Genomic DNA, 23648 nt, shown 5'->3' with positions numbered 1-23648 from the left:
AAAGGCGAAAGGGCCCTCACGGGCCCTTTTTCCGTTGCTTCCATTCCGGGCCTTCATAAACGTCCGGCACCGGATCGAACCCCTCCCCGCCCCAGGGATGGCAGCGCGACACGCGCGCCAGCCCCAGCAAGAAGCCATGCCATGCGCCATGCTTGCGGATGGCGTCGCTCGCGTATTCGGAACAGGTCGGTAAATAGCGGCACCGCCGCCCGAGAAAGGCGGATAAGGTCAGCTGATAGAGCCGGATGACAGCCAGGAGGATGGTTTTCATGGGTGTTGCCGCGCTGCATATAGAGTGAGCCATGCCCGCAACCAAGCCCAATATCCTGTTCGTCATGGCCGACCAATTGGCGGCGCGCTGCTTGCCCTTCCACGGACATCCTTTGGTGAAGACGCCCAACCTGTCGCGGTTGGCGGCGGAGGGCATCGTCTTCGAGAACGCTTATTCCTCAAGCCCGCTCTGCTCGCCCGCCCGCGCCACGGTGATGAACGGCCTGCTTCCGTCGCGCACTGGCGTTTATGACAACGCGGCGGAGTTCCCTTCCTCAATTCCCACCTGGGCGCATTACCTGCGACTTGCCGGTTACAAGACATGCCTTTCCGGCAAGATGCATTTCGTGGGGCCCGACCAGTTGCACGGTCTAGAAGAGCGGCTGACCACCGATATCTATCCCGCCGATTTCGGCTGGACGCCGGATTGGCGTCTCCGCCAGGAGCGCATCGACTGGTGGTATCACAACATGACCAGCGTACTGCAGCCGGGCATTGCCGAAATCACCAACCAGCTTGAATATGATGACGAGGTGGCCTTCCTCGCCGTGCGCAAGATTTTCGATTATGCGCGCTTCGGCAATGACACGCCCTTCTGCCTGATGGCGTCCTTCACGCATCCGCATGATCCTTATGCGGCGCGGGCGAAGTTCTGGAACCTCTATCGCGACGCGGACATCGACCTGCCGAAGACGCCGCGTCTTTCGCGGGATCAGCTCGATCCGCACAGCCAGCGCCTTTATGATATGTCGGCGATGGATGACTACACCGTCACCGAAGCCGATCTCCGGGCGGCGCGGCACGGCTATTATGCCAACATTAGCTATGTCGACAGCCTTGTGGGCCAATTGATTGGCGCGCTGGAGGCCACGGGCAAGCTCGACAACACGGTGATCGTCTTCACCTCCGACCACGGCGATTTTCTGGGCGAGCGCGGCCTCTGGTATAAAATGTCCTTCCTCGAACCCTCCGCCCATGTGCCGCTGCTGGTGTGGGCACCAAAACGATTCAAGGCGCGGCGCGTCAAGGAGCCGGTGACGCTGGCCGACCTGCTGCCGACGCTGGCGGATATTGGCCACGAGGGCGCGGCGAAGCTGGCGAGCCCCGTTGATGGCCGTTCGCTTTATCCCCTGCTCACCGGCGCCGCAGAAAACAGCGATGCGACAGCATGGGGCGAATATCTGGCCGAAGGCGCCATCGCGCCATTGTACATGCTGCGGCGGGGCCCGTGGAAATTCATCCACACGCCGGTTGATCCAGACCAGCTTTTCAATGTGGAAGACGACCCCGAAGAACAGAACAATCTCGCGCATGGCAATCCGCTCGCCGCGCAGTTTCGCGCCGAAGTGGGTCTGAAATTCGACACGGCCCGCACCTTGCGCGAGGTAATGCAGAGCCAGCAGGCCCGCCTCATGATGTTCGAGGCGCTGAAGCACGGCAATCATTTCCCGTGGGACTTCCAGCCGCTGCGCGATGCCTCCGAACAATATACCCGCAACCACATGAGCGTGACGGACCGCGACCTCAAATCGCGTTTCCCGCAGGCGCCGGATATCGAAGGCAAGCGGCGGCGCTAGGGCTTGCGAAGCGCCAGCAGCGTGGCCAGGGCTGCAAGCGCAAACCCGAAGGCGCTCACACCAGTCCAGCCCCAATGGTGCCACGCATAGGCGGCCCCGGCTGAGCCAAATGCCGCGCCCAGAAACATGCCGGTGACGAACACCGTGTTCAGGCGGTTGCGGGCTGCGGGATCGAGCGTGAAGACCAGGGTTTGATTGGGCACCAGCGCGCCCTGGATGCCGAAATCGAGGAGCACCACGCCAAGAATCAACCCCGGCATTTTGTCCCACAGGCCGAATACCGCCCATGACAGCAGGGTAATGAGTGAGCAGGCGATCACCACGGCGCGGGGGCCTCGCCGGTCGGCAACGCGCCCCGCCAAAGGTGCGGCGAGAACGCCCGCAATTCCGATCAGCCCGAACAGCCCCGCCACATCGGAGCCCAGCTCATAGGGCGGCTCCTGCAGGTGAAGTGCCAGCGTCGTCCAAAAGGTGCTGAAGGTGGCGAAGAGTGCCGCTTGCGAGAGCGTGACGGCTCGTAGTGTTGGATGCCGGAGCCAGAGCAGGCCCACGGATTTCAGCGCCGCGCCATAGGAGAGATGAGCATAGGGAAAGTTGCGCGGCAAAAGCCACGCCATGAGCGCGCCCGCAGCCAGTGCGAGCGGCGCGGCCAGCACGAACATGCTGCGCCAGCCCAGATAGGCAGCCACGAAGCCCGACACGGTGCGGCTGGCGAGAATGCCGCACAGGACGCCCGAAACAACGATGCCCACCGTCTTGCCCCTGTTCTCCGGCAGAGCAAGGGCTGCAGCAAAGGGAATAAGCTGCTGCGCGGCGGTGGAGCAGATGCCAAGAAGAAGCGATGCGGCGATGATGAGCGCAGGCGTCGGCGCCATCGCCACGCCCAGGACGGCAACTGCCATCATCACATATTGCGTGACGATGAGCTTTCTCCGGTCCATCAGATCCCCAAGCGGCACGAGCAGCATGAGTCCCAGCGCATATCCCAGTTGCGTGGCGGTCGGGATCAGTCCCGTCACGCCAGGACTGCCGAGGTCGCGCGAGATCACCCCGAGCATGGGCTGGTTGTAATAAATATTGGCCACGGCGAGGCCCGCAGCCATGGCCATTGCGAAGGTGAGGCCCCTGCCGAGAACAGATCCAGTTGTTTGGGTTGAAAGCTGATCCAAGCCTCAACCCTTTAGGGACTCGAACGATCCTGCAGAAGCGCCGTTTGCGAAGGCGGGGTTTGTGTGATGCACATGGGTTGAATCGCTGGAAAAGCATTCCCTGCGGCGCTACGCTCATGCCGAATGCAAGAGAGTGAATGATGGATCGTGTGGTAGAAAACAAGCTGGCGCATGTCGATGTGCTGATCGTCGGCGCGGGCGTTTCGGGGATTGGCTCGGCCTATTATCTGCAACGGCAATGCCCGGGCAAAAGCTTTCTCATTCTCGAAGCGCAGGAAAGCTTCGGGGGCACGTGGCTCACCCACAAATATCCCGGCATCCGCTCCGACAGCGATCTTTATACTTATGGCTTCAGCTTCAAGCCGTGGACCGGCGCTGTTGTCGCAACCGCCGGTGAAATCCGCACCTATCTCCGTGAGATCATCGCTGACAACGATCTCGAAAAACACATCCGCTACCGCCACCGCATCAGCACGGCGGAATGGTCAAGCACGGCGCAACGCTGGACAGTGACGGCGACGCGCGGCGATACCGGCGAAACAGTGCGGGTGACCGCCAACTTCCTCTGGATGTGCCAAGGCTATTACAAGCATGAGGAAGGCTACACGCCGCAATGGCCCGGCATGGACTGTTTCAAGGGCCAGATCGTGCATTCCCAGACGTGGCCAGCGGACCTGGATTACAAGAACAAGAAGGTTATCGTCATCGGCTCGGGCGCCAGTGCCGCAACGATCATTCCGGCCATCGCGGATGATTGCGCGCATGTGACGATGCTGCAGCGTTCGCCCACCTATTACGCCACGGATTTCAGCGCGCAGGCATTGGCGGATGAACTCAAGGCGCTTGATGTGGAACCTGCGTGGTTTCACGAGATCATGCGGCGCAAGGTCCTGATCAACGAAGGCATGTTCGTGGACCGCTGCATGAATGATTCCGAGGCCGTGAAGCGGGAGATGATCGACAATGTGCGCGCCCATGTGGGCGATGGCGTCGATGTCGAAAAGCATTTTACCCCAAGCTACCGCCCCTGGCAGCAGCGCGTGGCCTTCGTGCCCGGCGGCGATCTGTTCAAGCCTATCCGCTCTGGCAAGGCGTCCGTCACAACGGGCGAGATCGCGCGGTTCACGCCTCAAGGAATTGAATTGAAAACGGGCGAGGTGCTCGCGGCGGATATTATCGTGGCGGCCACAGGCTTTGATCTGTGCGTGCTGGGCGATATTCGCTTCATGGTTGATGGCAAGGAGGTGAAGCCTTCGGACACCGTCACCTATCGCGGCATGATGTTCACGGGACTGCCCAATCTCGTCTGGGTGTTCGGCTATTTCCGCTTTGCCTGGACACCGCGCGTCGAACTGGTGGCGCAATTCGTCTGCCGCCTGCTCAATCACATGGATGCGATGGGTGTTCACAGCGTGGTGCCGCATCTCCGTCCGGAAGATCAAGACATGGAACTCAGGCCATGGCTGACGCCCGACAATTTCAATCCCAGCTATGTGATGCGCGGCGTTCACATGCTGCCCCGCTGCGGCTCGAAGCGCGAATGGCAGCACACGCAGGATTACCATTTCGACCGCAAGGCCTATCCGGCCATCGATCTGGACGACGGCGCGCTGGTTTACGGGTGAGCTAAAGGTCGGAGCCATCCTTGCGGCTGAAGTGCCATTTGCCGGCGGTCTTCCACGCCTTGAGATCGGTATCCGGGTAGTGACTGCGCTCGTCAGCCGACCTTGTGCCCACTTCCAGATAGCTCGCCGGTGCTTCGCTGCGATTGACGAGGCGGTGGCCATTCGCAGCACCGGCCTTGAAGCCGGCGCACATGCCGGGCGTCAGCACATGAAACCCGTCATCGTCGTGGAGGGTGATTTCGCCGGAAAGGACAAATACGAATTCATCCTCGCGTTCATGCCAATGGCGATGAGAGGATGCCGCACCCGGTTCCAGCGCCACATGGTTCACGCCGAACTGATCGAGGCCAAATTTGTCGCCCAGCACCCGCTTGGCCCGGCCCGCGACGGCCTTGGCCAGATCGGGCGGGTAGTTGGAGCCGATGCGGGGCGTCACCTCTTCCGCCTGCAATGCCTTCGGCGGTTTTTCAGACATGGGCGGCCTGCTTGGCCTCGATCTGCATCACGGCATCGGCCACGGCGTCGAAGGTGAGAAGTGTTGAGGCATGGCGGGCCTTAAAATCGCGCACTGGCAGCAAGGCTTCGAGATCGGCCCATTTGCCGGTGGGCGGCGGCCCGTTATCTTTCAGCATGTGATACATCTGTTCGCGCAACGCCTTCAGTTCCGGTCCCGTGGATCCCACCACATGGCGAGCCATGATGGAGGATGATGCCTGTCCCAGCGCGCAGGCCTTCACCTCATGGCCAAAATCGGTGACCACGCCATCCTTCATGGCAAGATCGACGGTGACCTTGGAGCCGCAAAGCCTTGAATGGCCCACCGCCGTTGCGTCCGGCGCGCTTAAGCGTTGCAGCCGGGGAATATCGGCGGCGAAGGCCAATATGCGCTTGTTGTAGATGTCATCGAGCATGCCGATATCCTAATCCCTTCGGAGGCTTCGGCAAGCCCGTTTGCCTTCGGGGGAACCCCTATGATATGGGGGCGCGCAACAGGAAATGAAGACAAGACCGATGGACGCCAGAGTGAAGAAACCCGCCACCCGCCCCACACAGGAAGAGGCCGAAGCCGCCGTGCGCACCCTGCTCGCCTGGGCGGGTGATGACCCGGCGCGCGAGGGCCTGCTGGACACGCCCAAGCGCGTCGCCAAGGCGTTCCGCGAATATTTCTCGGGCTATGGCGAAGATGCGGCGCAAGTGCTGTCGCGCACCTTCGGCGACGTCGGCGGCTATGATGATATCGTGATGCTGCGCGACATCGAGTTCAACAGCCATTGCGAACATCACATCGCGCCATTTATCGGCCGCGCCCATGTGGCCTATCTGCCGACCAAGGATGTGGTGGGCATTTCCAAGCTGGCGCGCGTCGTTGAAATCTTCGCCCGCCGCCTGCAGACGCAGGAAACCATGACGGCCCAGATCGCCAACGCCATTTCAGATGCGCTGAAGCCGCGCGGCGTGGCCGTGATGGTCGAGGCGGTTCACACCTGCATGTCGATGCGCGGCATCGGCAAGCGGAACGTCGCCACCATCACCACACGCTTCACCGGCGAATTCCGCGACAAGCCTGCCATGCAGGCGCGCTTCATGGAACTGGTGCGCTCGCCATCCGGCGGCTTTTCACTCTGATGGCCGGCAGCCTCGACGAAACAGACATGTTTCAACCGAGGTTTGATGCGGCGGGCCTCATCACCGCCATCGTCACCGATGCCCGTGACGGCACGCTGCTGATGGTGGCGCACATGAACGCAGAAGCCTTGCGTCTCACGTTCGAAACCGGCTGCGCGCATTTCTGGAGCCGCTCGCGCAATAGCCTGTGGAAGAAAGGCGAAACCTCCGGCGATCTTCTCGAAGTCCGCGAGGTGCTGACCGATTGTGATCAGGATGTGCTGCAGGTGAAGGCCATCGTCAAAGGCCATGGCGCGGCCTGCCACACTGGGCGGCGCTCCTGCTTTTACCGCCGTGTGGATGGCAACAGTCTGGTGTTCACCGGCGATCAGCCGCTGTTCGACCCTCAAGCCGTCTATCGCAAATAGTCAGCCCGCCGTCGCGATGTAGGTCTTCATCTGCTCGGCTTCGCTCTCGATCAATTCGATCCGGAGCTTCACCACGTCGCCAATCGAAACCATGCCAGCCAGCCTGCCGTTTTCCATGACCGGGAGGTGGCGGATGCGATGCTCGGTCATCAGCGCCATCAGATGCTGTTCGGAATCATGGGGCGTGCAGGTGCGGACCTTCGCGGTCATGAAATCCTGCGCCGGGCGCGACAGGGCGGACGACCCCGCCTCCGCCAATACCCGCACCACGTCACGTTCGGAAATGATGCCGGAAATGCCGCCGCCGGAGCTAACGACCACGGCGCCGATCCGGTGCCTGGCGAGGATTGCCGCCACCTCATGGAGTGTCTGCCCCGGCGTAACCGTGATGACGTTACGGCCCTTTTTCTTCAGGATGTGAGCTACGGACATGTCCGGCCTCCTTTCACATCGGTCAGGGTGTGGAACATTACCATAAATTCAGGTTTGATGCACCCTGTCTGGCCGGAGGAGGTAAAAAGCGGCAAGGCCAGCGAAAAACCCGCCGATATGGGCTTCCCAGGCGATGGTATATCCGCCGGTTAGCGCCCCGCCCGTCGGGTCGCCTGAGGCCGATACCAGCGTGATCACCAGCCAGACGGCCGTGAAAATGAGCGCGTTCCGGTTATTCAGGAATTGCCTGAAGCTGAGGGGATGCCCCGCATCGGGATGGCCGGCGGGGAGATGGCGGGCAAAGCGCCCGCTGCCATACATGATGGGAACAGCCGCCGCCATCAGGCCAGAAATCGCGCCCGAAGCGCCGACCATTGGATAAAACTCTCCGATATGCATGAGTTCGGTAACGGCGGCACCGCCGATGGCCGCGATCGCCGAGAGCGCCAGAAACCGCCAGGCGCCCATGAACCGGGCCACAACCGTGCCGAACACGGTGAGCCACAGGCAATTGGCGAACAGATGCAGCCAGCCACCGTGCAGGAACGCATAGGTGAGAAAGCTCCAGTATTGCGACCCCGGAATCGTCGGAATCACCTGCCCGCCACCGAGCCGGGCGGGAATGAACGCGAACACCGCCAGCGCCCACACCTGCCAGTTCTGGCCCGCATAAGCCAGAACAGCGTGAATAATAATCAGGACCACCACCAGCCCAAGTACCACGGCAGGAATATTGAAAACCGGCGGCGTGCCCTGCTGCCAATTGGATTGCTGCGGACTGGCCTGCACCACGGCTGAAACTCCTCCGGCTGGCATAGCCTCTGCACCCTCAAGGCGCACAGGTACTGAATTGACACAAAGCCCCCGGCGCTCTGCCCGGCGCCGAAAGGATGGATCATGCTCGTTAACGAAGACATAGACGTCAGCCAAGCCGATTCCCATATTCTTCACCCGGGAAGCCGGGCGCTGTTCCGCTTCTGGGAGGGCATGCGTGGGGCAGATTCAGCGCCGTGCCGTACCGATCTTGATCTTCGCCAGATCAGGGACCAAGTGCCCAATCTTGTCATGGTGGAGCGGGCAGCATCGCCAGCCAAACTGCGGTGGCGCCTCGCCGGCACGCAGGTTTGCGACCTGTTTCGCCGCGAGTTGACAGGCGAAAACGTGGTTGAGGGATGGGACAGTTTTGAAGCCGATGTCATCCGGCGGTTCCTGAACGCCACCATCCATACACTGCAACCGTGCGTGTTGCGCTTCCGGCTGCATACCGATCATGGACAGACCATAGGGGCGGAAATGGTGGGGCTGCCGATGCTGGCCAGGGACCAGGCCACAGTCCACGTCTTTGGCGGAGTTTTCCCGTTCCGGGAGAGTGAGGCGCTCGGCTACCGGCGGATCGTCGACCGCGAGCTGTCCGGCGCGCGGAGCATCTGGACCGAACACCTGCCCGGCGACCGGCTGGTGCGCCAGCTTGAGAAATCGCAGCGCCAGTTCAGGCCATTCCAGGTGATTGCCGGCGGCTTGAGCTGACAAGGTAAAACCGATCCATTTTAACCCGTCCTTTACGCGGTTGCCGCTACGGTCACCCTCTGGAAACTAGGGGACTCCCGCGTGAACGCTACGGCCATGGCTCAGCATTCGATTGAAGCAGCGCCGCTCAAGCCCGTCGAACAGACATTGTTCGGCCGTTTCATGCTGCCCGACACCAGCGAGCACCCATGCCAGGTCAACGGCATCACGATTGACGGCGCCACCTTCATTACGCCACAGGCGGCCGCCGAAGGTCTGCCTATCGTCGCCTATCTCGAAGAACTCGGCCGCATTGAAGCGACGACGGCGGAACCGGTCGAAGGCGGATTCAAGGTCACGTTCTCGCTCACGGGCGCGCGGCGCGACCGGCTGGAGCAGCGCCTGCGCTGGCTGGTTCAGAAACAAAAAGGCGGCAGCATCGAAGACCGCCGCCACACGCGCTATGAGCCGAAGGACTCACGCTCGCAGATCACCATGCCGGATGGCCGCGAGTATCCTTGCGAGGTAATCGACATTTCGCTCTCGGGTGCGGCCATCAAGGTGGATGTGATGCCCAGCCTCGGCACGAATTTGCTACTCGGAAAAATGCGCGGCCGCGTGGTTCGCTATCTCGAGAACGGCGTCGGAATCGAATTCATCAAGCCGCTCGAAAAGGGCCAGTTAAGCGAGCACGTGGGCTGACGCCGCCGCTTCCGCTTTTCATCCTCCCCGACTTCTGCATAAAGTGACCGCAAGGCGCGTGAACGGCGCCAAGGGGGAGCTTTCAGAATGGCCCGGACACCAGCCCGTACGCTCAAGAGCCTGTCGGAGATTTACGCCTTCTTCCGCCAGAACCAGACGCCCATCACCTTTCTCTCACCCACACCCTACAATCTTCTCGGCCTGGGGCGCTGGATCAACAAGTTCGAATACATCAATTTCTTCGACAGCTTCGACAACAGCCATCCCAAGATCATGGTGCCGCGCGAGCAAGGTGCGCATGAGTTCCGCTCGATCGAGGATGTGAACAACTATCTTCTCCGCCACAAGGAAGTGCGCGCCAAGCTGAAGGAACGCGGGCCTGGCTACCTGCTGCTGGTGATGTTCGACGAGGAGACGGAGGCGCTGGCCAAGGAACTGGGCCAGAAAATCGCCTTGCCTCCGGCGAAGCTCCGCAAGCACATCGATTCGAAGATCACCACCACGAAGCTTGGCAATGCGGCGGGCATCAAGAGCGCGCCCAACTCGATGGGCCGCGCCAAATCCTTTGATGCGCTGATGAAGCTGGCGGCTGGCGCAAGACTCGGCAAAGACCTTGTGGTGCAGACCCCCTATGGCGATTCCGGCCGCACCACCTTCTTCATCAAGTCACCCGAAGACTGGAAGAAGAACGAGGATGTCCTGGTAAAGGAACAGCTCAAGGTGATGCGCCGCATCAATCATCTTCCCGGCACGGTCGAAGCGGTGGCGACCAAACACGGCACGCTCGTCGGCCCCATGCAGACCGACATCACCGGATTTGCCGAGGTCACACCCTACAAGGGCGGCTGGTGCGGAAATGACGTGTTCACCGGGAGCATGGAAAAAGAACGCAAGGCCGTGCGGGTGATGGCGCAGAAGCTGGGCGATCAGCTTTACAAGGCGGGCTACAAGGGCGCCTTCTGCATGGACTTCCTGATCGATACCGATACGCGCGACGTCTATCTCGGCGAAATCAATCCCCGCGTCTCCGGCGCTTCGCCAATGACCAACCTCATCACCTCCACCTATGGCGGCTGCCCCGTCTATCTCTTCCACATGCTGGAATTCATGGGCGTCGACTGGGACATCGACCTCTCGAAAGTGCAGCAGCGCTGGGCCGAGTTCGACAACTGGAGCCAGCTCATCCTCAAATATCCGGTAGACCGGGTGGAGATGATCACCAAGGCCCCCGCCTCCGGCATCTGGCGCATGGATGCAAAGGGAGACATTTCGCTGGTGCGCAAATCCATCGACTGGTTCCTGGTCTCAGGCGAGGATGAAGCCTTCTATCTCCGTGTCTACACAGCGGGGGACTATCGCTATCATGGCGCCGATATGGGCATCCTCGTCTCGCGCGGGCGATTCCAGACGGATGACCGCAAGCTGAATGACCGCGCGAAGGCCTGGGTGAAGGCGATCAACGCCCAGTTCGAGGCCATTCCCGTGACCGGATCTTCGGCGCCGGTTCCGCCGCCGATGCACGACAGCAACAAGATGTTTTGATCCATGCCCAGCCTTTCAACCTATCTCATCCCCGCTGCCACCATTCCGCAATCGGGCCTCCTCGTGGGCCGCGTTTGGTCGCCAAAAGCCGGGGGCCCCTGCGTGGTGAAGCTGGAAGCCGGCGCGCTGATCGACATCACGCGGACATTCCCCACCATGCGCGACCTCTGCGAGGCGGCCGATCCCGCTGCCGAGGCGGCCGCCGCCGAGGGCGAAAGTCTGGCACTTCTGCAGGATGTACTGGCCAATACGCCGCGCGGGAACTCGTGATCCTGAAAAGCCGTGGCTCCTGGCCCCCATTGATCTCCAGGCGATCAAGGCCTGCGGCGTGACGTTCGCGATCTCGATGCTCGAGCGGGTGATTGAAGAGCGGGCGCGCGGCAACCCGGATGCCGCTGCCGACATTCGCGCCTCCATCCAGACGCTGATTGGCGACGATCTCTCGAAGCTCAAGCCCGGCTCGTCCGAAGCGATGGCGCTCAAGAAGGTGCTGATCGAAAAAGGCGTGTGGTCGCAATATCTGGAAGTGGGCATCGGGCCTGACGCGGAAATCTTCACCAAGTCGCAGGTGATGTCCGCCGTCGGCCACGGCATGGAAGCAGGACTCAATCCAATTTCAAGCTGGAACAATCCCGAGCCGGAAGTGGTCGTGGTGGTGAGTTCGGCAGGCCGCATCGTAGGCGCCACGCTGGGCAATGACGTGAACCTCCGCGATGTCGAAGGCCGCTCCGGTCTTCTGCTCGGCAAGGCCAAAGATAATAACGCGAGTTGCGCCATTGGGCCCTTCATCCGGCTGTTTGACGCTGAATTCACACTCGACAGCGTGCGGAAGATGGAGTTGTCGCTCCGCGTGGAGGGTGAAGACGGCTACGTGCTCAAGGGAATGTCCAATATGGCAAAGATCAGCCGCGATCCGGCTGATCTCGTCGGGCAGATGCTCAATGCCCATCACCAATATCCGGATGGCGCGGTGCTGTTTCTCGGCACCCTCTTCGCGCCGGTGGAGGACCGCGGCGAGAAAGGACAGGGCTTCACGCACAAGGATGGCGACATCGTCACCGTCTCATCGCGCGATCTGGGCGCTCTCACCAACCGCATGACCTCCACCGATGCCGCGCCGCCATGGACCTATGGCACCAGCCATCTCATGCGGAATCTGGCGCAGCGCGGGCTGCTGTAGCGTCGTCATCCACAATTTTTTTCGGGCGTGCATTGTTGCAACAGTGGGCGTTGCGGCGGCGGTAATCGGCAAACAGTGGCCGAAAACGGCCCATGATCCGTATACGGACATCATATGAATCGCGCGTGATTCTGCGTATAAATCGCGAAATCCCGCGCAGATCATCCGCATGCGGATGAATTCCGCTTCGGAACAAGCATTTACGGGATGTTAGGAGAATTCCGGCGATATACCAGATGTTGACGGCATATTGCCGAATCACACAAACGGGTACACATGAATTATCAATAACAACGTTACAGCGAAGATGCGGTGCCGTTGTTGTGTGTGAGCTTACCTGCGTTGTGGGGCACTAACAACACTCTAGGAGAGAAGACAATGGCTGCGAAGAAGGCTGCTAAGAAGCCGGCGAAGAAGGCCGCTAAGAAGGCTGCGAAGAAACCGGCTAAGAAGGCCGCCAAGAAGGCCAAGAAGTAGGCCAACTGATCGTCCCGAAGTTTATCTTCAGGATCGGACCCCGGAAGCACAAGCCTCCGGGGTCAGTTTTTTGGCGCCTACTGGATCACATAAACCTTGGCGCCCACCTTCACCCGCTCATAAAGCTCGATGACATCGGCATTCATCATGCGGATGCAGCCAGACGACACGGCGCCGCCGATCGAGGCGGCATTGTTGGTGCCGTGAATGCGGTACATGGTGCCGCCGATATACATGGCGCGGGCGCCGAGCGGATTATCCGGGCCGCCTTCCATCACATCGGGAAGATAATGGCCCTTGGCCGCCTCGCGGTCGATCATCGTCTGCGGCGGGCGCCAGGTCGGCCATTCGGCCTTGGCCACCACCTTCGAGGTGCCGCCCCACTGGAAGCCCTCGCGGCCCACGCCCACCTTGTAAACCCGCGCCTCTCCATTTCCGAGGATGTAATAGAGCCGCCGCTCCGGGGTTTTCACCACGATGGAGCCGATGGCATATTTGTTCGCATCCTTCCAGGCGATGTCCTCGCCAGTCTCGGTGTCATCCACGCTTGAAGCCGAGGCGCTGGCAACGCTGGTGCGGACGACCTTTACCTTGCGGTCAGGGCTGAACAGGCATTGCAGAAAGCTGCCGCACACGCTGCGCGGCCCTGGCTGCTTCCGGGGTTTCGCCGAAAGCTCTGCCTGCATCTTCTTTTTCTTCAGAACGACGCTCTGTTCCGGCGAAGCCTTTGTGGCGGCGAACGCAGGCACCGCCCCTGCGATCAGCAGGGCAAGCCCTGCAACAGATAATTTGTGGATCATACCTTTTCCCCAGCCTTGAATCGGGCGGACCCTAGCGGCGCAACCATGTTCCAGCAATGGGCTTTGCGGTTCACCAGCCATTCACTTATGATCGGCCACAGAGAGCGGGCTAAAAATCCAACGGGAACAACAAATGAAAACTCGTGCGCACACTTTCCTTCTGATCTGCCTTTCGACCACCGCGCTTTCGCTGCCCGCCCGCGCGGATAGCGTGCCGCCGGTGGTGAGGGCCATGATCGACAACTGGTCGTCCCAGCTGCAAGTCCAGCCAACCTACGATTCGCTGGAAGACGACGGGGCCGGAAACATCACGATCAAGAAGCTTTCCGTGATCAAGCCCGCGGCGGGCGAAGACCCGGCCATGAATCTCGTCATCGACGAGGTGGACCTGAAGGGCGTGACCGACGAAGGCAACAATGTCTATCAGATCTCCAATATCGCCGTCGACAATCTGGTGTTTGATGTCGATGGCCCCCAGGGCAAGGTTCTCGTTTCGATGCCCTCCGGCTCCGCCGAAGGCGTCTATGTGAAGGATGCGGGCAGCAATCCCACGCCTGACGATGCGTTCCGCGCCGCCATGACGGTTGCCAAAAAAGTGACGACCGGCAAAGTCACCCTCGATGCCATGGGCCAGACCGTCACATCGGACGGCTACGAATCAAACTGGGATGGAGACCCCAAGACGGGCGCTGGCACCTTCTCGACGAAGGTCAGCAATATCGTGATCCCGGAAGGCATGATCGCGATGATGGACCAGCAGGGCATCCTCAAGCAGCTTGGATATTCCGGCCTGACCTTTGATCTCACGGGCGACGGCAAGATGGACGTGAGTTCCGGCAAGCTGGGGCTCGATTATAATTTCGCGTTCATCGGAAAAGACATGGGCAATCTCCGCTTCGGCTTCGGCGTGGCGGACGTGCCGATTGCCGCCTATGCGGAGTTGCAGAAGTCCCAGAAGACAGGCGCTCCGCCGGATTTCTCCGCCTTGATGCCGGAGTTGCAGAGCGTGCTGGTGAACAGCTTCACCTTCCGGTTTGAGGACAGTTCGATCACCAAGAAGCTCCTCCCCCTGATCGCCGCCATGCAGGGCACAACAGCCGATGCGCTGGTGGCCAATGCGGGGGCCATGGTGCAGGTCGGCACCATGTCTCTGAACAATCCCGCCTTCACCACGCAGGTGGTGACGGCGGTGAACAACTTCCTCAAGGATCCGAAATCGATCACCGTGTCGCTAAAGCCCGACGCGCCCCTCAAGGTGCAGGAGATCATGACGCTTAATCCCAACAACCCCGGTGAGGCGATCACCAAGCTGGGCGTGAACGTCACGGCGAACGACTGATCCTTGAAACTCTGGAATGAGAAAGGCCCCTCGCGGGGCCTTTTTTGTTTCAGATGATCTGGAAATCCGATGCCGCCAGCGCCGGATGCCCGGTCAGCGTGGCGAAGTGGATGGGTGCCGCCCCTCCCGTGCCGCCTGCATCGAAATAGAGAAAGCCGGTGCTGGTATCGTAGACGATACGGTCGCTTCCATCCTGCGCCGCAACGACGCCGGAACCAGAGACGAAGGCGTTGGCGTTCAGCGCACCGGAAGACAGGCCACTGAAGATCGCGTTTTCGAGCTTGATGTGATCCGTGCCGGATACGAAATCCTAAATCGTATCCACATTTGTTGTGGCCGAGAGCGCCGTGTCGAACACGAAGGTGTCACTTCCGTCATCGCCTTCCAGCGTATCGTTTCCGGCGCCGCCGTTCAGCGTGTCGTTCCCGTCCTGCCCGGCGATCGCGTCATTGCCGCCGCCGCCGTTCGCCACATCATTCCCGGCCTGCAGGAACATCACATCCGCTGCGGCACTGCCGATGACCGTGTCCGCAAAGACGGCGGAATTGGACCCGGCGATCACTTCGATGCCCGTAAAGCTATCGTTGCCGAAGCCTCCGCCGGTGATGGTGCCCAAAGCCATGTTAACCGTGGTGGCCGACGTTGCATTGGCGAGGCTGATGGTGTCGATGTCAGCCGAACCGATGATGGTATCGGCAACGCCATCGGCATCCAGAATGAAGGTATCGTTGCCGCGGCCGCCATTCATCGTGTCCGCGCCAGCGCCGCCGATCAGATAGTCATTGCCATCGCGGCCGGACAGCGTGTCATTGCCGCCGCCTCCGGTCAGCACGTTGTTTCCGGCATCACCCATCAGCCGGTCGGCGAGGCTCGATCCAATCACATTCTCGACGGAGACCAGCGTATCGGTGCCCTGCCCCGTCGCCTTGCCGGTCTGGAGGTCGACCGTCACGGCGGCGGCAATCCGGGCATAGGATGCAGTATCGGTGCCGCCCTGTCCGTCGAGATAATCATTGCCCAGGCCGCCATCCAGCGTGTCAAAGCCGCCGATATCCAGGAATCCGGTGCTGTCCGGCCCGATGTCGCCATAGATAAAGTCGTTGCCGTCATCTCCGTAGAGCGTGTCATTGCCGCCATAGACGGTGACCGTATCGGCCGTGCCGCTCTCGACGCGCCAGAGATCGCCCACGATGACGTCGTTGCCGAGGCCGCCGTGAATGGTGTCATTACCGCCCGACAAAGTGGCTGTGGCCGAATCTCCCACTTGCATGCGCAGCACATCACCCGAAAGGATATCGCTGTCGTCGCCGCCGGAAATGATGTCATTGCCACCGTCGATCTCACCGCCCTTCTGATAGTATAAATCGCCAGCGATCAAATCCAGGCCGGCGCGGCCACTCAGATTGTCGTTGCCGCCGGTGAGCGTGCCGCCGGCGATAGTCCAGGCATCGCCGGAGATTCCTTCATTCGTGAAGCTCGAATTTGAACCGGTGATCTTGTCATTGCCGCCCCGCACGGTGCCGATGCTGTATTCGACATCACCCGTGTAAGTCCCGGCCCCGCCGTCAATGGCGCTGATATAGTCGAGATTGCTGACGATGGTGTCCTTGCCGCCTGTTACGTCGCCATATTGCCCGACTTGCTGCACATCGCCGACGATCATAAAGCCGGACTTGGCCGAGATGCGGAAGATGTCATCGCCGCCCGTCACATGACCCGAGAAAAGGATGTTGTGAAACACCGTGCCATCCACCGACAGCGCATCGCCCACCAGCGCGTTGGAGGAAACATTGCCGCCACGGCTCAGGCTTATGCCGAAGCTGCCGGAGGGAATTGCCGAGGTGAAGGTGTCGTTGCCGCCCGTGACGCTCGCGGTATTCAGGACCGTGCCCAGCACCGTGGCATAGTCCCCAGTGAAGATGCCGCCAGACGTGTTGATCCCTGTAGGAATGATCAGCGGGCCTGCCTTGATGGTGTCATTGCCGCCGAGAAGATTGGCCCAGAACGCATTGCTTCCGCTCGCAACGGCGGTCAGCGCAACGGAAATATTGTAGATGCTGGCATCATCCGAACCGAGGTCATCGCCCACGGTATTGTTGTTTTCCACCCAGTTAAAGGTGATCTGGGTCACCGTGCCGCCGGTGGGCGTGTCATCGCTCACATCGGAGGTGCCCTTGGTATCGTAGGTAAAGCCGGTTCCGGTGGCGGTGATCCAGCTTCCGTCCGCCGTCTGCCACGTGAATGTGGTAGCGGTTGCGGCAATCGTTAGGGCATAGCTGGCGTCCGCCGATGCATCGCCCTTGCTGGTGGTGGAATCATAGGTGGCCATGACAACTCCTCATGCGCGCGCCCAAAAGCACGCCGGTCATACCCGCCTCAGCAACAAGCATGCCATGGACGGGGCGCAGCCGCAATACGGAGCTTAGGCCTCGGGCAGGTTCAGCCGGATATGCAGTTCACGGAGCTGTTTGGGCGTGGCGTCCGAAGGCGCCCCCATCAGCAGGTCTTCGGCCTGCTGGTTCATCGGGAACAGCGTGATCTCGCGGAGGTTGGCCGCACCGCACAGCAGCATCACCAGACGGTCCACACCAAAGGCCATGCCGCCATGCGGCGGAGCGCCATACTGGAAGGCGCGGTACATGCCGCCGAAACGCTCTTCCACTTCCGCCTTGCTGACGCCGGTGATCCCGAAGGCCTTCACCATGGTTTCCGGCGAATGGTTACGGATCGAGCCCGAGGCAATCTCAAAGCCGTTGCACACCATGTCATACTGGAAGGCCTTGATGCTCAGCGGATCCTGCGTTTCCAGCGCTTTCAACCCGCCCTGCGGCATCGAGAAGGGATTGTGGCCGAAGTCGATCTTCTTGTCTTCCTCGCTCCACTCGTAGAAGGGGAAATCGACGATCCAGCAAAAGGCGAATTCATTTTCGTTGGTGAGGTTCAGTTCCTTGGCAACCTGCGTGCGCGCCTCGCCCGCGAATTTGTAGAATTTCTCCGGCCGCCCGGCCACGAAGAAGCACGCATCCCCCACCCCCAGCCCAAGCTGGGTGCGGATCGCCTCGGTGCGCTCGGTGCCGATGTTCTTGGCGATGGGGCCAGCGCCTCCCTCTTCACCTTCGCGCCAGAACACATAGCCAAGCCCCGGCTGACCTTGGCTCTGCGCATAGGAGTTCATGCGGTCGCAGAAGGCGCGTGAGCCGCCCTTTTTGGCGGGGATCGCCCACACTTCCACCTTCGGGTCGCCGGCAATCATGCCGGCGAAGACCTTGAAGCCCGAGCCTGCGAAATGTTCGGTCACCGCCTGCATTTCAATCGGGTTGCGCAGGTCGGGCTTGTCGGACCCATATTTGCGCACCGCCACATCATAGGGAATGCGCGGCACGTCGGCGCGCACGGTCTTCGACCCCTTGAACGTGTCGAACAGCTCAAGGATCACCGGCTGCATAGTGGCGAAGAGATCGTCCTGCGTGACGAAGCTCATTTCGAGGTCGAGTTGATAGAACTCGCCCGGCAGGCGGTCGGCGCGCGGGTCTTCATCGCGGAAGCACGGCGCGATCTGAAAATAGCGGTCGAAGCCCGCCACCATCAGCAATTGCTTGTATTGCTGCGGCGCCTGCGGGAGCGCGAAAAACTTGCCGGGGTGAATGCGGCTGGGCACCAGAAAGTCGCGCGCGCCCTCCGGTGATGACGCCGTGAGTATCGGCGTCGAGAATTCACTGAAGCCGATGTCATTCATGGCGCGGCGGATGTGGCTGACAACTTTGGTGCGCGTCATGATGTTCTTGTGCAGCGTCTCACGGCGGAGATCGAGGAAGCGGTATTTGAGGCGCGTGTCCTCGGGATAATCAGGTTCTCCGAACACCGGCAGCGGAAGTTCCGCCGCCTGGGACAACACTTCGACGGCCGTGGCGTAGACTTCGATCAGGCCTGTCGGCATGTCTCTGTTCTCGGTGCCGGCGGGGCGCGGGCGCACCTTTCCGTCGATACGGATCACCCATTCCGAGCGCACCTTTTCCACCGTCTTGAAGGCGGGCGAATCCGGATCCGCCACCACCTGGGTGATTCCGTAGTGGTCGCGAAGGTCGATGAACAGCACGCCGCCGTGGTCGCGCACGCGGTGAACCCAGCCCGACAGGCGGGTTTCCGTGCCAGCATCGGTATCCCTCAACTGGCCACAGGTGTGGCTGCGATAAGCGTGCGTCATCTCTTGCAAATCCTTCAAAATCGCGCGCTAGAGCGCATGCGAGGGGCGATTTGTCAAGGCGCGGTAGCCCTTTAGTCCAGATCGCTCTCTGGAATTTCAGCTGCCTTCAAAAGATGGGCCAAAAGCCCAGTTTTCAGGGGGCGATTGGCATGAACGGGGATTGAAAGCCGGATGATCGACCCGGCTTCCCATAAATATGATGACTTCCTGCAATCCTCAAAAGCTGCCAGCTATGGCGCTCGACAATTTTGGCAAGCTGCTTGCCGGAAATTGACTTCACACGGCGATTTCCAGAACGCGGTCTCCCGACCCCGGAACGGGTGTTTCAACGTCAACGGACAGGCATCCCTCAATCGCTTCGCGCAGATTTGCGAGAAGCTCCTCCATGGTTTCGCCTTGCGTCGCGCAACCGGGAATCGACGGCACCTCGGCCCAAAAGCCACCTTCTGACGCGTTATGGACTATAGCCTTCAGTTTCATTCCATTCTCCTTCTCCTCATATAGCATCCCTGCCCGCCTCAAAAAAGGCATGCGCTACCGGTTTGCCCTCTCCCGCTGCTTCAGCTAAGAGCCCGCCCCATGAACACGCACGTCCCCAAAATCGGCCTTGTTTCGCTGGGCTGCCCCAAGGCGCTGGTCGATTCCGAGCGGATCATCACGCAACTCCGGGCCGAGGGCTATGTCATGTCTTCGGGCTATGACGGGGCCGATGTGGTGATCGTCAACACCTGCGGCTTCCTCGACTCGGCCAAGGCCGAGTCCCTCGCGGCGATCGGCGAGGCGATGGAGGAGAACGGCCGGGTGATCGTCACCGGCTGCATGGGCGTTGAAGCCGATACCATCATGAAGGCGCATCCGGGCGTTCTGGCCGTGACAGGCCCGCATCAGTATGAAGCGGTGGTGGGCGCGGTTCACACCGCCCTGCCGCCCGTGCATGATCCGAAATTCGATCTGGTGCCGCCGCAGGGGCTGCACCTGACGCCTAAGCATTATGCGTATCTGAAAATCTCCGAAGGCTGCAACAACCGTTGCACCTTCTGCATCATCCCCTCGATCCGCGGCGATCTGATGTCGCGTCCCGTCGCCTCGGTTCTCTATGAAGCTGAGCGGCTGGTGAAGGCGGGCGTCAAGGAGCTGCTGGTGATTTCACAGGATACCAGCGCCTATGGCGTCGACATCAAATACGCGCCGTCGAAATACCGTGGACGCGAGGTGCGCGCCAAATTCTACGATATGGCGAAGGAGCTGGGCGATCTCGGCGCCTGGGTGCGCATGCACTATGTTTACCCCTACCCACACGTGGATGACGTGATCCCGCTGATGGCGGAGGGAAAAATCCTCCCCTATCTCGACATCCCCTTCCAGCATGCCGCGCCCAACGTGCTGAAGGCCATGCGCCGCCCGGCCAATCAGGAAAAGGTTCTGGAACGGCTGGCGAAATGGCGCTCCATCTGCCCGGACATCACCATCCGCTCCACCTTCATCGTCGGCTTCCCCGGCGAGACGGATGCGGATTTCGAATATTTCCTGCAATGGATGAAGGAGGCGCGGATCGAGCGCGCGGGCTGTTTCAAATATGAGCCCGTCTCGGGTGCGAAGGCGAATGACCTGGGCCTGCCGCAGGTGCCGGATGAGGTGAAGCAGGAGCGCTGGGAGCGCTTCATGGCGGCGCAGCAGGAGATTTCAGCGGAGATTTTCCAGGCCAAGGTGGGACGCGAGATCGACGTGCTGGTGGACGAGATCGACACCGAAAACGACGAGGCCGTCGCCCGCTCGCCATGGGATGCGCCGGAGATCGACGGCAACGTGTTCCTGCCGGGTGAGACGGATCTCAAGCCCGGCGACATGGTGCGGGTGAAGATCGTCGAAGCCGAGGAATATGACCTCGTCGGCGAGCGCGTCTAAACCGGCGAAGGGAAATCCTTCTTCTCGCCCCAGTAGCTGTACATGCTGGCGAAGACGGTGAGGCTCATCCACAGCGCAAACCAGATGGCGAGTGCAATCACCACGGCAGCGGCGATTTGCGCCCATAGCGTGGGTTCGGCTTTCTGGGCGAAAAAGGCTCCGGCACAGATGGCGCCCGCGACGGCCAGCGAAAACAGATACCAGAAGGTGAAGCCCAGGAAGCGCAGCGTGTTGCGGCGGGTATCGCCCCAGGCGTGGCGGAACTTGTAATCCCGCCTGCCGATGGCGACGCCCGGCAGCTTCACAGCCAGACGATAGCCGGTCGTCAGGCCGATGATGCCAAGGATCACCAGCACCAGAATGGTGACGGGCTTGGCAGCACCACCGATCCTGGCGGTGAGCCACGGTTCGCCAAATGTCTTCATCGCCGCCGCCAATGCCGCGAAGATCGCCAGCGCCACGAACACCATGAGATGCGCGAAGAGCGAGCGCCACACATGCCCGTCCAGCCGCCACCACGCGAGGCCTTTCGGGCTTTCGCCCAGCAACAGGCGGCGCTGCCAATTGACGCCCATCGAGAGAAGCGCCAGCAGCACGAGAACGCCCAGCACCGCAAGGATGGCGATAGCATGCGGCGGCAGATGCGCGGCATCCTGCAAGTTCAATCCCCGCAAGGGCAACATCGCCAGCGCGAAAGCGGGCACCAGAACCAAAGCCCATGCCAGCACGAGCTTGAGCGCGAAGAAACTGTGGCGGAACGTATTGGAGATCGCGTGCTCCAGCGTCGACATGGGCGGCAGCGGGCGGCGGTCAGCCATGGATCAGAAGTCCCTTTTTTCGCCAAAAAATCCATAAAGGCTGGTCAGTGTGGTCACCAGCAGAATGGTCAAAATCCATTGAATGACCAAATTCACGGCAATGGCGACGACAGTTCCCGCGACTCCCGGAAAAGACAGGAGCGCAAGCCGGATCACCATGTTGATTGCCAGCATGGCAATCGCCGCGAGGCAGATCAGCAATACCAGACCAATGAGCCGCGCGTTGTTTCCCGTGGTATCGGCCCAGGCATTCTGGAAGCGGTAATCCTGGCGGCCCAGGGCGATGGCCGGCAACTTCACGCTCAGCCGGTAGAACGCCGCAACAAGCACGGCAAAGGCCAGAACAACAATGGTTGCAAGGACTGCTCCCGCCGTGCGCCCGATGATCGTGTTCAGGATCGCAGCCAGAAACGTGGCAGCGATGAGGATTGCCACCCAAACCAAGCCGAGAATGAGCAAGATGAGCAAACTGTTGCCGATGTAGCGCCAGACGGTTGCATCAAGACGAAGGCGGCGTCCATCCGGGATTTCGTCGAGGAGAACATAGCGATGCCAGTTCACCGCGATGGATGCCAAGGCAATCGTGCCGGCAATCGCCACCGCCATCAGCACCGCCGCCTGGCCGGGCGTGAGATGTTGCGGATCAAAGGCCGCGCCAAAACTCTGCAGGTAGAATTCCGCTGCAAGATTGACCGGAAAGAGCACCAGCATCCACGGCCAGCTGACGTAAAATGCGAAAGCCAGATTGTCGATGGTCGAACGGACGGCGTGTCCGAAAGCGGCTGTAACGGGTAGCTGGCGCACGTGAGGGGTTCCTGCGAGTCAGGCCTAAGTCTAGCAGCGGAACCCGAACCGTCAAACTGCGCGCTATTTCAGAGCATTCGGATCGACGGGATGCGCGAACAGGAGGAATGATTTTTCACGCCATGCGCGCGGATGGCCGGCAAAGCCCTGTTTCAGACTGGTGCTCTGGTAATTGGTGCCACCCGCCTGCGTGACATCCGGGCCTTCGCTGGCCAATTGCGCCGTTGATTTTTCACCCGGCCTGATGATGGCGATGTGCCCCGGCCTGTCATCGTCGCGGTTGTGATAGACAGCGACGACCAGCTGGCCCCGGTTTGCATCATCTTGGGCTTCGGCCATCGTCTGGACCGGGGTCCAGCCCTGCGATGCGCCTTCTCCCTGCAGCCAGTCATATTGCGCATTTGCCAGCAGCACCTGACTGTGGGCGGGCGGGCGAAGCAGGTAAACTCCGAGACGCTGGGCAGCAGCGGCGGCAAAGGCACTGCAATGGGTGTGCTTGCCCTCCATCTTCTCCGGCCTGCCATCGGGAATGCCGGTTTGCCAGTCTACATGGACACCGGCGGGCCACCGTTGAACCACATCAAGCCCATCGATCACCGCGAAAATTTTTACCGCCATGGGACTCACTGGTTCGGCCGCAAAGACCGGTGCCGATAAAAGACACGCAAAAGCGCCAAAAACTATAGACCGCCGACGCATCTTCCGCCTCCATGAACCATGGACAGGCAAGCTGCGCCATTGAAGCGCGGCAAGGCAAATTACTGATGTTTTAGAAAATCCGGTTATTGGATCAGCGTTGCGACAAGCTGCGTGGGATCGGCATAAGCCACCCGCCAGGCGTCACCCTTTGGATGCTGCATCTCGAAAATCCTCAGGCTACGGCCGGTCGTCGGATCCTCGGCCTTGGAGAATGACGAGACGCCGGCGGAGGGGTTCAGGTTTTCGCTGATTTCATATCCGCGCAGCGCCAGGCGTTCCTTCATCACGGTCAGTTCGGCGCTGGCGGCGTGGTCGAAGCTCACATGCACGATGCCGCTGTCCACGCCCGTGCGTTCGATGGTGTCGATCATGGCGGAGCGCGGAAGCGAAATCCACAGCGGCGCACGGGCACGCTGTTCCGGCATCGTGCCGTCGAAGGGCCCGTGACCGGAGGCGGTCAGCATTCCGAAAATTCCGCAACAAGCGAGAATGAGACGCATGGCGAAGCCCCTGTTCGATTGCCTCACGTTACGCACAGGAAGCTAATCGCCGGTTCAGTGAGCCTC

At 60.8% G+C, this 23648-nt stretch carries 23 protein-coding genes and 1 pseudogene; 10 read left to right on the top strand and 14 right to left on the bottom strand.

Annotated elements, in window-relative coordinates; all coding sequences use genetic code 11:
- Positions 1-16: 16 nt before the first annotated feature.
- Positions 17-271, bottom strand: coding sequence for a membrane protein insertion efficiency factor YidD (yidD, locus tag QM694_RS02025; RefSeq protein WP_415005280.1), 255 nt, complete (start codon positions 269-271; stop codon positions 17-19).
- 31 nt (positions 272-302) lie between these two features.
- Here yidD and betC point away from each other — a divergent pair, with 31 nt between their 5' ends.
- Positions 303-1847: a choline-sulfatase gene (betC, locus tag QM694_RS02020; protein ID WP_415005279.1), complete on the top strand. Its 1545-nt coding sequence runs from the start codon at positions 303-305 to the stop codon at positions 1845-1847.
- Here the strand turns inward: betC and QM694_RS02015 are convergent.
- The gene (locus tag QM694_RS02015) at positions 1844-2956 is read right to left on the bottom strand and encodes an MFS transporter (RefSeq protein WP_415005278.1); all 1113 of its coding nucleotides are present in this window, start codon (positions 2954-2956) and stop codon (positions 1844-1846) included. The two genes, betC and QM694_RS02015, sit on opposite strands and share 4 nt — an antisense overlap.
- A gap of 197 nt (positions 2957-3153) precedes the next feature.
- Here QM694_RS02015 and QM694_RS02010 point away from each other — a divergent pair, with 197 nt between their 5' ends.
- The gene (locus tag QM694_RS02010) at positions 3154-4641 is read left to right on the top strand and encodes a flavin-containing monooxygenase (RefSeq protein WP_415005277.1); all 1488 of its coding nucleotides are present in this window, start codon (positions 3154-3156) and stop codon (positions 4639-4641) included.
- A 1-nt stretch (position 4642) separates the two neighbouring features.
- Here QM694_RS02010 and QM694_RS02005 read toward each other — a convergent pair whose 3' ends face one another.
- Both QM694_RS02005 and QM694_RS02000 read right to left on the bottom strand, forming a co-directional pair.
- Positions 4643-5116 (bottom strand): cupin domain-containing protein, encoded by a 474-nt coding sequence (locus tag QM694_RS02005; RefSeq protein WP_415005276.1) that lies wholly within the window; start codon positions 5114-5116, stop codon positions 4643-4645.
- Complete coding sequence (locus tag QM694_RS02000) at positions 5109-5552, bottom strand: iron-sulfur cluster assembly scaffold protein (protein ID WP_415005275.1); 444 nt, start codon at positions 5550-5552, stop codon at positions 5109-5111. The genes QM694_RS02005 and QM694_RS02000 overlap by 8 nt, the downstream gene beginning before the upstream one ends.
- Before the next feature lie 100 nt (positions 5553-5652).
- On the opposite strand from QM694_RS02000, the gene folE reads away from it, so the two are divergent.
- Together folE and hisI are read left to right on the top strand one after the other, a co-directional pair.
- The gene (gene folE / locus QM694_RS01995; RefSeq protein ID WP_415005274.1) at positions 5653-6267 is read left to right on the top strand and encodes a GTP cyclohydrolase I FolE; all 615 of its coding nucleotides are present in this window, start codon (positions 5653-5655) and stop codon (positions 6265-6267) included.
- Entirely contained in the window at positions 6267-6674 is a 408-nt protein-coding gene (hisI, locus tag QM694_RS01990) for a phosphoribosyl-AMP cyclohydrolase (RefSeq protein ID WP_415005273.1), read from the top strand. Before folE ends, hisI begins: the two co-directional genes overlap by 1 nt.
- Here hisI and QM694_RS01985 read toward each other — a convergent pair whose 3' ends face one another.
- Complete coding sequence (locus QM694_RS01985) at positions 6675-7106, bottom strand: CBS domain-containing protein (protein WP_415005272.1); 432 nt, start codon at positions 7104-7106, stop codon at positions 6675-6677.
- A gap of 48 nt (positions 7107-7154) precedes the next feature.
- Complete coding sequence (locus tag QM694_RS01980) at positions 7155-7898, bottom strand: rhomboid family intramembrane serine protease (RefSeq protein ID WP_415005271.1); 744 nt, start codon at positions 7896-7898, stop codon at positions 7155-7157.
- A 105-nt stretch (positions 7899-8003) separates the two neighbouring features.
- Between QM694_RS01980 and QM694_RS01975 the strand changes: the two genes are divergently transcribed.
- From QM694_RS01975 to QM694_RS01960, 4 genes and pseudogenes are all read left to right on the top strand, one after another.
- Positions 8004-8633, top strand: coding sequence for a PAS domain-containing protein (locus tag QM694_RS01975; protein ID WP_415005270.1), 630 nt, complete (start codon positions 8004-8006; stop codon positions 8631-8633).
- Positions 8634-8714: 81 nt separating this feature from the next.
- Positions 8715-9314: a PilZ domain-containing protein gene (locus QM694_RS01970; RefSeq protein ID WP_415005269.1), complete on the top strand. Its 600-nt coding sequence runs from the start codon at positions 8715-8717 to the stop codon at positions 9312-9314.
- A gap of 87 nt (positions 9315-9401) precedes the next feature.
- Positions 9402-10856, top strand: coding sequence for a biotin carboxylase (locus tag QM694_RS01965; protein WP_415005268.1), 1455 nt, complete (start codon positions 9402-9404; stop codon positions 10854-10856).
- A gap of 3 nt (positions 10857-10859) precedes the next feature.
- A pseudogene (locus QM694_RS01960) lies at positions 10860-12036 on the top strand (fumarylacetoacetate hydrolase family protein).
- Positions 12037-12590: 554 nt separating this feature from the next.
- Here the strand turns inward: QM694_RS01960 and QM694_RS01955 are convergent.
- Positions 12591-13313, bottom strand: coding sequence for a L,D-transpeptidase (locus QM694_RS01955; protein WP_415005267.1), 723 nt, complete (start codon positions 13311-13313; stop codon positions 12591-12593).
- 133 nt (positions 13314-13446) lie between these two features.
- On the opposite strand from QM694_RS01955, the gene QM694_RS01950 reads away from it, so the two are divergent.
- Positions 13447-14652 (top strand): hypothetical protein, encoded by a 1206-nt coding sequence (locus QM694_RS01950; RefSeq protein ID WP_415005266.1) that lies wholly within the window; start codon positions 13447-13449, stop codon positions 14650-14652.
- Positions 14653-14962: 310 nt separating this feature from the next.
- Here the strand turns inward: QM694_RS01950 and QM694_RS01945 are convergent, their stop codons facing one another.
- The 3 genes from QM694_RS01945 to QM694_RS01935 all read right to left on the bottom strand — a co-directional run bounded on the left by QM694_RS01945 (position 14963) and on the right by QM694_RS01935 (position 19336).
- Positions 14963-16981, bottom strand: a complete 2019-nt coding sequence (locus QM694_RS01945; protein ID WP_415005265.1) for a beta strand repeat-containing protein — start codon at positions 16979-16981, stop codon at positions 14963-14965.
- Between the two features lie 93 nt (positions 16982-17074).
- A complete protein-coding gene (aspS, locus tag QM694_RS01940; protein ID WP_415005264.1) occupies positions 17075-18856 on the bottom strand; it encodes an aspartate--tRNA ligase in 1782 nt (593 codons plus the stop codon).
- Between the two features lie 276 nt (positions 18857-19132).
- Entirely contained in the window at positions 19133-19336 is a 204-nt protein-coding gene (locus QM694_RS01935) for a type II toxin-antitoxin system HicB family antitoxin (RefSeq protein ID WP_415005263.1), read from the bottom strand.
- Positions 19337-19435: 99 nt separating this feature from the next.
- Here QM694_RS01935 and rimO point away from each other — a divergent pair, with 99 nt between their 5' ends.
- The gene (gene rimO / locus QM694_RS01930) at positions 19436-20761 is read left to right on the top strand and encodes a 30S ribosomal protein S12 methylthiotransferase RimO (RefSeq protein WP_415005262.1); all 1326 of its coding nucleotides are present in this window, start codon (positions 19436-19438) and stop codon (positions 20759-20761) included.
- Here the strand turns inward: rimO and QM694_RS01925 are convergent.
- The 4 genes from QM694_RS01925 to QM694_RS01910 form a co-directional block, all read right to left on the bottom strand.
- On the bottom strand, positions 20758-21579 hold the full coding sequence (locus QM694_RS01925) for a hypothetical protein (RefSeq protein ID WP_415005261.1): 822 nt from the start codon (positions 21577-21579) through the stop codon (positions 20758-20760). The genes rimO and QM694_RS01925 overlap by 4 nt on opposite strands.
- A gap of 3 nt (positions 21580-21582) precedes the next feature.
- Entirely contained in the window at positions 21583-22290 is a 708-nt protein-coding gene (locus tag QM694_RS01920; protein ID WP_415005260.1) for a hypothetical protein, read from the bottom strand.
- A 156-nt stretch (positions 22291-22446) separates the two neighbouring features.
- Positions 22447-23001 (bottom strand): hypothetical protein, encoded by a 555-nt coding sequence (locus QM694_RS01915; RefSeq protein ID WP_415005259.1) that lies wholly within the window; start codon positions 22999-23001, stop codon positions 22447-22449.
- Positions 23002-23165: 164 nt separating this feature from the next.
- A complete protein-coding gene (locus QM694_RS01910; RefSeq protein WP_415005258.1) occupies positions 23166-23546 on the bottom strand; it encodes a hypothetical protein in 381 nt (126 codons plus the stop codon).
- Positions 23547-23648: the final 102 nt, after the last annotated feature.

The sequence above is a fragment of the Aestuariivirga sp. genome, assembly GCF_047602625.1.
GTDB lineage: Bacteria > Pseudomonadota > Alphaproteobacteria > Rhizobiales > Aestuariivirgaceae > Aestuariivirga.
This window is presented reverse-complemented; position numbering and strand designations above follow the sequence as displayed.